The organism is Streptomyces sp. SKN60, from assembly GCF_026236535.1.
Classification (GTDB): domain Bacteria; phylum Actinomycetota; class Actinomycetes; order Streptomycetales; family Streptomycetaceae; genus Streptomyces.
On record NZ_JAHTMW010000018.1, the window covers coordinates 146,803 to 155,110 of the forward strand.

Genomic DNA, 8,308 nt, shown 5'->3' on the forward strand with positions numbered 1-8,308 from the left:
GCATGGGTGCGGTGCTTCCTCTCGTGGCGATCTTCGGCGGCCTGCTCGCGGTGCTCGGCGGCTGCGTCTGGCTGGCCGTCCGGGTGCGGCGGCGCGGCACGGCGGGCGGCGGTGCCCGCGCGGCGCTGGCCGCCTGGGAGGAGGCGTACCGGATCACCTCCTACGAGGCGTACCAGGAGATCACGGCCGGGGCCCGCCGCAAGACCCCGCTGCCCTCGCCGGACGGTCCGGGCGGCCCGGGCGGCCGGTGGCGCGCCCGCCTCCGGCTGACCCGGCGCGAGCGTTGAGCGAGCTCGCGCGGGGACGGCGCCCGGACCGGGACCGGCTCAGCTGGTGATGGAGAACGGGTCTCCGTAGACGCTCCAGTACAGCGGGGTGTTGAGGTCGAAGTTGTTCTCGTTGAGGAAGCGGCGCTGGGCGGTGCTCACGCGCGTGGTGTCGCTGTGCGCCTCCTCCTTGCGCATCTCCTCCTCGCGGGCGTCGAGGAAGGCGTTCAGGTACGTCTTCTCGTTGCCGCCGCGCGAGGGCGGCGTCGCCCGGGACATCGCGACAGCGCGGATCGAGCGGAAGCCGTCCTCGCCGTGCATGACGGCGGCGTCGTAGTAGGCGAACTGGCCCAGCGCGCGCAGGCCGTCGGACTTCGCCTGGGAGACGGCGGGGTTGAAGTAGACCCGGTCGCGCTCCTCCTCCTGGGTCTGGGTGAAGACGGAGTCCTGGGCGGCCTGGCGCCAGGCGGAGGTGAAGCCGGGGTCGAGGCCCTCGTGGGAGTCGGTGCCGTTGACCTTGCGGAGCGCGGGCAGGTAGGGGGCGAGCGGGTTGCTCGGCTTCTTGGCGGTGTAGCGCTCGACCAGGTCGAGCATGTCGCCGGTGCCGGAGCAGAAGCCGATGATGCCGGCGGTGTAGCCGCGGCCGTCGTCGATGTCCTCGATGTAGGCGAACTGGGCGCGCCAGTCGAGGGAGGAGTTCTCGAAGGAGGAGACCAGCTTCATGGCGATCTCCTTCTTCCGAGGGTCGTCGAGGTTGGTGCCGGTCGACGGGGGCGGGGTGGTCGAGCCGGTGCCGTAGGCCTCGACCTCCCAGAGGGAGTAGCCGTACGGGGTGGCGCGCTGGGTGCCGAAGACGCGGAGGTAGCGTCCGGTGCCGTCGACGGTGAGGTCGTCGGTGCCGCCGTCGCCGGTGGTGGTGGCGTACACCTGGCGCCAGGTGGAACCGTCGTCGGAGAGCTCGACGCGGTACGCCTTGGCGTAGGCGGCCTCCCACTTGAGGACGACCCGCTTGACGGCGGTGCCGGCGCCGAGGTCGATCCGTATCCACTGGTTGTCCACGCCCTCGGCGCTGGCCCAGCGGGTGGTGGTGGAGCCGTCGACCGCCTTGGTGCCGGTGAGCGTACTGGTCTCGTTCGACGAGGTGGTGACCGACTTGCCCTGCGCGAGGTTCCCGGTCGCGGCGTTGGCGGACGGCATGAGCCCGGACAGGGCGGGCAGCAGGAGGCCGGTCGCCGCGGCGGCGACGAGGGCGGCGGTGCGGTGGCGTCGGAGGGCGTTGATGGTGGGGGGCATGTGGCTCCACTTTCTCGGGGTGGTCCCGTGTTCAGGTGGACGGATTCCTGACCAAGAACAGTTAGGAAAGCTTCCTAACTTGAGGCTGGAGCGTATGGGGCGCCGTGGCGCGCCGCAAGAGGAAGAACGGCAAAGGGAGTTGAAACCCCGTCACCGCACCGCCTCCGGGACCTGCGCGGCACTCCCGGAACCCGCTTGACCTGCGCTTTCGTCCACCGCACACTGGGCCGACCCCGGAGACGGCCCCAGGAGACGCCCCGGGGACGGCAAAGGAGGGGGAATCCAGGGAGGGGAATCTCATGAGCACGCTCGACGACTGGCAGGACCGCTGCGAGCAGTTGTTCGTCGCCGGAGGCCACGCGGCCGTCCGGCGCGCCGCCCGGGAGGGGATCGAGGAGCTCGGACCCCACCCCGATCTGTACTGCTGGCTGGCGCTCGGGCATGTCGCCGAGGACGACGACGACCACGACGACGAGGCCGAGCGGACGTTTCGGGCCGGGCTCGCGCTCGATCCGGACCACCTCGGCCTGCTGGCCGGTTACGCCGAACTCTGTCTGCGCGCCGACGGCTTCGACCGGCCCGGGCGGGCCGGCCGCGCCGCCGGGCTGACCCGGCGGCTGAAGGAGCTCGCGCCCGACTCGGCCCAGGCCGGCCGGGTCGAGGCCGCCGAACGCTGGACCCGGCGCGGCTACTGGGACGACATCAGGATGCGTACGGCGGTGCGCGCGGCGGAGAGCGACGACCGGCGGCGCGCCACCGAGGCGCAGGCCCGTACGCTCGGCGAGGACCTGTCCCGGGGCGGTGCGACGGCGCCCGTCGACCCCACCGACCGGGAGGCCAGGGCCTGTGCGGCGGATCAGGGTCGGATAGGCCGCGGCGTCTGGTGCGGTGCATCGCAAGGCGCCGGAGCGTCTCGATAGCGGAGCTATCGGGGCGCTTCGGCAACGCGGCGAGGTGCCGTGCCAGGCGTCGCGGACCCGGCCATGATCCGCCGCACAGGCCCTGGTGCGGGCGGCGACCGTCGAGGCGCTCGCCGGGCCGCGGAACGCGCCGGTGCGCTTCCTCGGACGTCACCGTTCGGCGGCGTGGGTGGCCTCGGTGGCGCTCTGCCTGGTCACCAACACCGTGCTCCGGCAGACGGGTGTGGTGGACTCCTTCAGCTTCTGGGGCTATCTCTGGCTGCTCCCGGTCCTGCTCGTCGACCGCCGGTTCAGGGCCGTCCGCAAGGAGGCCGAGGCCCGTCATCTCGCCGCGCTCGAGGCCTCGTTCGCCGAGCGGACCTGATCAGGGGCCCGTCCGCGCGGGCGGGTAGGGTCGCGGCGGGGGCGCCGGGCCAGGCGGTGCCGTGAGCATCAGGGGGTTGTGTGAAGCGGGCCGTGGTCATGGGCGGCAGTTACGCGGGGCTGTTCGCGGCGCGCGTGCTGAGCGAGTGGGCCGACGAGGTGGTCGTCCTGGAGGCCGACGGGATCGGCGCGGACGGGACGGGCTGGCGCGCGCCGCACCGACGGCAGTTGCACGCGCTGCTCGCCATGGGGCACGCGCAGCTGGAGCGCTGGTTCCCGGGGCTGACGGCCGAGCTGGTCGCGGCCGGGGCGTGCCTCGGCGAGGGCGACGACGTGCGGTTCTACGTGGACGGCAGGCTGAAGGCGCCGGCCGACGGGCGGCGGATGCTCGGGGTCACCCGTCCGTTCCTGGAGGCGGCGGTGCGCCGGCGGGTCGGCGCGCTCCCCCGCGTACGCCTGGTGCACGGGCAGGCCGCCGGCCTGGTCCTGGCGGGCGGGCGGGTGCGCGGGGTGCGCACGGCCGAGGGGGACGTCCTGGACGCGGACTTCGCGGTCGACGCGATGGGGCGGTCGAGCCGGCTCGGGCACTGGCTGGCGGAGTCCGGCTGGGCGCAGGCGCCGGTCGAGCGGATGCGGGTGGACCTGGGGTACGCGACCGCCGCGTTCCGGCGCGGGGACGAGCTGGGCACGACGGTCGTCGCCCACAACACGCCCGGTCCGGCGAGCGACTACCAGCCCACGCTCTGCGAACCCGGCGCGCTCGCCGCGGTGGAGGGCGACCGCTGGTCGGTGGTGCTCGCGGGGTACGCCGGGTACCGGCCGGGGTCCGACCCGAAGGAGTTCCTCGCCCGGATGCGGCGCGGCATCGAGCCGCTGCGGACCGTCGCCGACACCTGCGAGATGACCAGTGAGGTGGCGACCTTCCACTTCCGGGAGAGCGTCCGGCGCGACTACGGGCGTCTGGACCGCTTCCCCGGCGGTCTGGTCGTGGTCGGCGACGCGCTCGCGAGCGTCAACCCGGTGTACGGGCAGGGCCTGACGCTGGCCGCCCTGCAGGCCAACTCCCTGGCGGCGCACCTGCGTTCGGGGGCGGGGGCGGACCCCGGCGCGCCCGCGTGGGGGTACTTCCGGCGCGCGGGGGTCGTGGTCGACGCGGCCTGGCAGCTGTCGACCACCGCCGACCTCGCCCAGCCGCATGTCACCGGCCCCTACCCGCCCGGCTACCGGCTGCTGCGCTGGGCGGGCGACCGGCTCACGGAGGCGTCGGTCCTCGACTCCGAGGTCAACACCACCTACCTCAAGGTGGTCAACATGCTCGAGCATCCGCGCACCCTCACCCGCCCCGCCGTCCTGCTGCGCGCGGCCCGGGTGCTGCTCGCCGCGGACGGGCGCCGCTGACGCCGAACCCGTAGCAGACTGAGGCGGGCCGCACCGGAAGGTGGTGCGGCCCGCCCGTGCGGCGCGTCCGCCGCGTCTCAGAGGCGCTGCCAGAGCGCCGGGACGTTGGGCGGTTCCCAGCCCGTCTGGGCCTGGTGGCCCTGGAGGCAGCGGTAGGTCGCGCCGCCGTACGTGACGGTGTCACCGGCCGCGTAGACGGTGCCCGCCTGCCAGCTGCCGCCCGGCTCGGGGTCGCCGGGGCCGGGGTCGCCGGGCCCGGGGTCGGAGCCGGTGGTCTTCAGGGTCAGGCCGTAGTTCTGCAGGATCGGGTTGAGCGGCTGGAAGTACGTGGTGCCGCCGCTGGAGCAGTTGCCCGAGCCGCCGGAGGTGACGCCCTGGCCCTGGCTGCCGGAGATGTACGAGCCGCCGGAGTCGCCGGGCTCGGCGCAGACCGTGGTCCGGGTGACGCCGGAGACGGTGCCCTCCTGGTAGGTGACGCTGGTGTTGTGCTGCTGGATGGTGCCGCAGTGCCAGCCGGTGGTGGAGCCGGAGCGGCACACGGAGGCGCCGACGGGCTGCAGCACGGAGCCGGTGACCTGGACGTTGGCGCCGCCGGCGCCCTTGACGTACGGGGTAGCGGTCCAACTGGAGTTGGCGGCGACCCAGGCCATGTCGTTGCCGGGGAAGATCGAGGCCTGGAAGGAGCCCTGGGCGACCTGGTTGAAGCCGGTCGTGGTGGTGCCGGCGCGGCCGCAGTGCCCGGCGGTCGCGAAGCCCTGGGTGGTGCCGCGGGTGACCGGGAAGCCGACCGAACAGCGTCCGCCGCCCATGTGGTACGCGTCGCCGCCGCGCAGGTCGTAGAGGGGGCGGGGCGCCTCGGCGGCGCGGACCACGGTGACCAGGTCGCGGGCCACGCCGGTGGCCGCGAGCAGCCGGTCGGCGGCGCCGGCCCGCGCCTCCTCGACGACGAGCCGGTTGGCGCGGACGTCGACGTAACGGACCGGCGCGTCGGCGGTCGCGGCCCGGTCGAGCGCGGCCTGGGCGCGCTCCAGATCGGTCAGACTGTGCGCCACCAGACGGGCCTTCGCCCCGGTCGCGCGTATCGCGGGCAGGTCGGCGGCGCGGGTCGTGGCCACGGTGAGGGCGGCGGACTCGGCCCCGTCCACCCAGGCACCGGCGAACGCGCCGCCGATGTCCTGCCGGACCCGGGCGGCGGTGGCCCCGGCCGCCGCCTCATGGGCCAGTCTGCTGAGCGCCTGCGGCCGGCTCAGGCCCAGGTCGCGCTGCATGGCCTGCAGGACTTCGGGCTGGGCGGCGGAGGCGCCGAGGGTGTCGGCGGCGGTCTTCGCGGTGGGAGCGGATGGGGTCAGGGCCGTGGCGGGGGCGGCCTGGAGTGCGGCCAGCGCCAGTCCGGCGGCGGCCAGCACGGTGCCGGCCGCGCGGACGGAGCGTCGGAGCATGCGGATCTCCTCGGTTTCGTGGGGGAACTCCCGAAACCGTAGAAATCCCGTGGCCTGCACGGGAGTTGTCAGTCGGCCCCTGCCATCGCGTTATGGCCCGGACGGGCCGCGGGCCGCGCTGCGCGCCAGGGCGTCGGCGTGGGCGGCGCGGGCGTGGGCGAGGACGTCGGGGGCGCGGCGGGCGGCGCCGGATTCGGGGTGCCAGCCGAGGAGGTGGCGCCAGATCAGCGGGGTGCCGGTCAGGGGGCGGGTGACCAGGCCGGGGGTGGCCGGGAAGGTCGCCCGGCACAGGCCGACGGCGCGGCCCACCTGGACCAGGTGGACGCAGGAGGCGGTGTCCGTCTCGTACACGCAGCCCGGGGTGAACCCGGCCCGTACGCAGGCGGCGGCGAAGCAGTCGCCGAAGCAGCCGTCGCCGGGCACGTCGGTCCAGGCCTCGTCGGCGAGCTCGGCCAGGTCGATCTCGGCGCGGTGGGCGAGGGGGTGGCCGGCGGCGAGCATGACGTGCACGGGGTCGCGGGCGACCTCCGTCCAGGCCAGCCGTCCGGCCTCGGGCGGGCTGCTCTCGCCGCAGACCCCGACGAGGGCGAAGTCGAGCCGTCCGGCGGCCACTCCGCCGGCGATCTCCCGCTCGGACCAGGAGGTGTACGTGGTGACGGGCGCGCCCGGTCCGCCGCGGGCCAACCGGTCGACGAGGCCGCCGAGCAGCGGCCCGTGGGTGCCGCCGAGCCGGTGTCCGGCGGCGCCCTCCCGGGCGAACCTCACCGCCTCCTCCTGCAGTTCGCACACGGCGGGCAGGACGACCCGGGCGCGTTCGAGCACCAGGTCCCCGAGCGCGGTGGCCCGGACCCCGGCCCGCCCGCGCTCGAACAGCGCGCCGCCGAGCGCCCGCTCGATCCGCTTCAGCTGCGCGCTGAGCGCGGGCTGTGCGAGCCCGAGCACGGTGGCCGCCCGGGTGAGGCTGCCGGCGTCGGCGATGGCCCGGATCGTCTTGAGGTGCCTCAACTCCAAGTCCATGAGCCGAGCTTGACGGCAGCAGACAGTAAAGGTCCAGACCAGTGCGGGGAGTCGCTGCTCAGGACCCGGGCCCTGCCGGGCCACGGCTCAGGCGTCAGCGCTCCTCACGGAAGTCCACGTGGGCGCCGAGGACGGGGTCGTACTTGCGCAGGATCAGGCGGTCGGGGTCGTTCTGACGGTTCTTGCGGGTCACGTAGGTGACGCCGGTGCCGGCCGTGGACCGGAGGGTGACCACGGGGCGCTGGGTGGTGCGTGCCATGCGTGCTGCTCCTTACCGGCTGCCGCCGTCGAGCTCGGTCGACTCGGGCGGGCCAGCCTCGTGGGGGTGTAACCACACCCCCGTCCCCCGCATTCCCGTGCTTCTCCGCCCCTGTCCCCTCCCTCCACCGGGGTCGTCTCCGAGAGGGTACGCTGCGGCCGAAAGTCGCCCCCTCGTCCGCCCCGGAGCCCTTCCAGGCCCTCGCCTCCCCCGGCCGTCACCCTCCGGGGTCACAGGAACGCGCCACAACGGATAAGGTGCCGAGCGATAAACCGGGATCCGCAGTTCCGCACGGGGAGAAAGATACTGATGAGTGGTCAGCAGCCGGGCAGCGCCGGCGACGCCGCGGGGGTCTTCCAGCCGCTCGACGCCGACGACCCGACGACCGTCGCCGGTTACCGTCTGGCCGCCCGCCTCGGCGCCGGCGGCATGGGCAAGGTGTATCTGTCGTACACGCCCGGGGGCCGCCCCGTCGCCATCAAGGTGATCCGGCCGGAGTTCGGCGAGGACGCCGAGTTCCGCCGCCGGTTCGCGCAGGAGGTGCGCTCCGCGCAGCGCGTGCAGGGGCTGTTCACCGCGCCCGTCATCGACGCCGACGCCGAGGGCACCAAGCCGTGGCTGGCGACGGCGTACGTGCCGGGGCCGTCGCTCGCCGACGCCGTCGTCGCGCACGGGGCGATGCCGGACGAGACGGTGCTGCTGCTCGTCGCGGGCATGGCCGAGGCGCTGCAGGTGATCCACGGCGCCGGGCTCGTGCACCGCGACCTGAAGCCGTCGAACGTGCTGCTCGCCTCCGACGGCCCCCGCGTCATCGACTTCGGCATCGCGCACGCCGCCGACGCGACCTCGCTCACCGGCAGCGGCGTCACCATCGGTACGCCGTCCTTCATGGCCCCCGAGCAGGCGGCCGGCCGCCGGGTCACCCCGGCCACCGATGTCTTCGCGCTCGGCCAGGTCGCCGTGTACGCGGCGACGGGCGTGCCCGCGTTCGGCGAGGGCACCGGGCACGGGGTGCTGTACCGGATCGTGCACGAGCAGCCCGATCTCAGCGCGGTCCCGGAGCGGCTGAGCCAGCTGGTCACCCGCTGCCTCGCCAAGGACCCGGAGGAGCGGCCGTCGATCGCCGAGGTGATCCGGCTGTGCCAGGAGGCCAACGCGGGGACCGTGCTGCGCCGCCCCGAGGACTGGCTGCCGGTCGCGGTCTCCGCCGACATCACGGCGCGCGCCGCGACCCCGGCGCCCGTGCAGGCGCCCCCGCAGCCCCCGCAGCCCGCGCAGGCGCCCCAGACCCCCCAGGCGCCGCCGCAGGCGCCGGCGGCCGCCCCGGCGGTTCCCGCGGCCGGGTACACGCCC

At 74.8% G+C, this 8,308-nt stretch carries 8 protein-coding genes and 2 pseudogenes; 5 read left to right on the forward strand and 5 right to left on the reverse strand.

Translation table 11 applies throughout. The features are described from left to right. Positions 1-2: 2 nt before the first annotated feature. Positions 3-287: a hypothetical protein gene (locus KV205_RS27390; RefSeq protein ID WP_265867296.1), complete on the forward strand. Its 285-nt coding sequence runs from the start codon at positions 3-5 to the stop codon at positions 285-287. Between the two features lie 39 nt (positions 288-326). Here KV205_RS27390 and KV205_RS27395 read toward each other — a convergent pair. After that, positions 327-1,022, reverse strand: a pseudogene (locus tag KV205_RS27395) (chitosanase); the annotation flags it as partial. 111 nt (positions 1,023-1,133) lie between these two features. Then, a pseudogene (locus KV205_RS27400) lies at positions 1,134-1,559 on the reverse strand (discoidin domain-containing protein); the annotation flags it as partial. A 299-nt stretch (positions 1,560-1,858) separates the two neighbouring features. Between KV205_RS27400 and KV205_RS27405 the strand changes: the two are divergent. The 3 genes from KV205_RS27405 (at position 1,859) to KV205_RS27415 (ending at position 4,240) form a co-directional block, all read left to right on the forward strand. Then, entirely contained in the window at positions 1,859-2,479 is a 621-nt protein-coding gene (locus KV205_RS27405; RefSeq protein ID WP_265867297.1) for a hypothetical protein, read from the forward strand. An 85-nt stretch (positions 2,480-2,564) separates the two neighbouring features. Further along, entirely contained in the window at positions 2,565-2,843 is a 279-nt protein-coding gene (locus KV205_RS27410; RefSeq protein WP_265867298.1) for a hypothetical protein, read from the forward strand. Between the two features lie 80 nt (positions 2,844-2,923). Further along, a complete protein-coding gene (locus KV205_RS27415; RefSeq protein WP_265867299.1) occupies positions 2,924-4,240 on the forward strand; it encodes an NAD(P)/FAD-dependent oxidoreductase in 1,317 nt (438 codons plus the stop codon). Positions 4,241-4,317: 77 nt separating this feature from the next. On the opposite strand, the gene KV205_RS27420 is transcribed toward KV205_RS27415, so the two are convergent. The 3 genes from KV205_RS27420 to rpmG all read right to left on the reverse strand — a co-directional run bounded on the left by KV205_RS27420 (position 4,318) and on the right by rpmG (position 6,955). Continuing rightward, positions 4,318-5,679 (reverse strand): carbohydrate-binding protein, encoded by a 1,362-nt coding sequence (locus tag KV205_RS27420; RefSeq protein ID WP_265867300.1) that lies wholly within the window; start codon positions 5,677-5,679, stop codon positions 4,318-4,320. 90 nt (positions 5,680-5,769) lie between these two features. Further along, positions 5,770-6,696, reverse strand: coding sequence for a LysR family transcriptional regulator (locus KV205_RS27425; RefSeq protein WP_265867301.1), 927 nt, complete (start codon positions 6,694-6,696; stop codon positions 5,770-5,772). Between the two features lie 94 nt (positions 6,697-6,790). Continuing rightward, on the reverse strand, positions 6,791-6,955 hold the full coding sequence (gene rpmG, locus KV205_RS27430) for a 50S ribosomal protein L33 (protein ID WP_265867302.1): 165 nt from the start codon (positions 6,953-6,955) through the stop codon (positions 6,791-6,793). Positions 6,956-7,264: 309 nt separating this feature from the next. Here rpmG and KV205_RS27435 point away from each other — a divergent pair. Then, positions 7,265-8,308, forward strand: a 1,044-nt coding sequence (locus KV205_RS27435; RefSeq protein WP_265867303.1) for a serine/threonine-protein kinase, incomplete at its 3' end; no start/stop codon positions are given.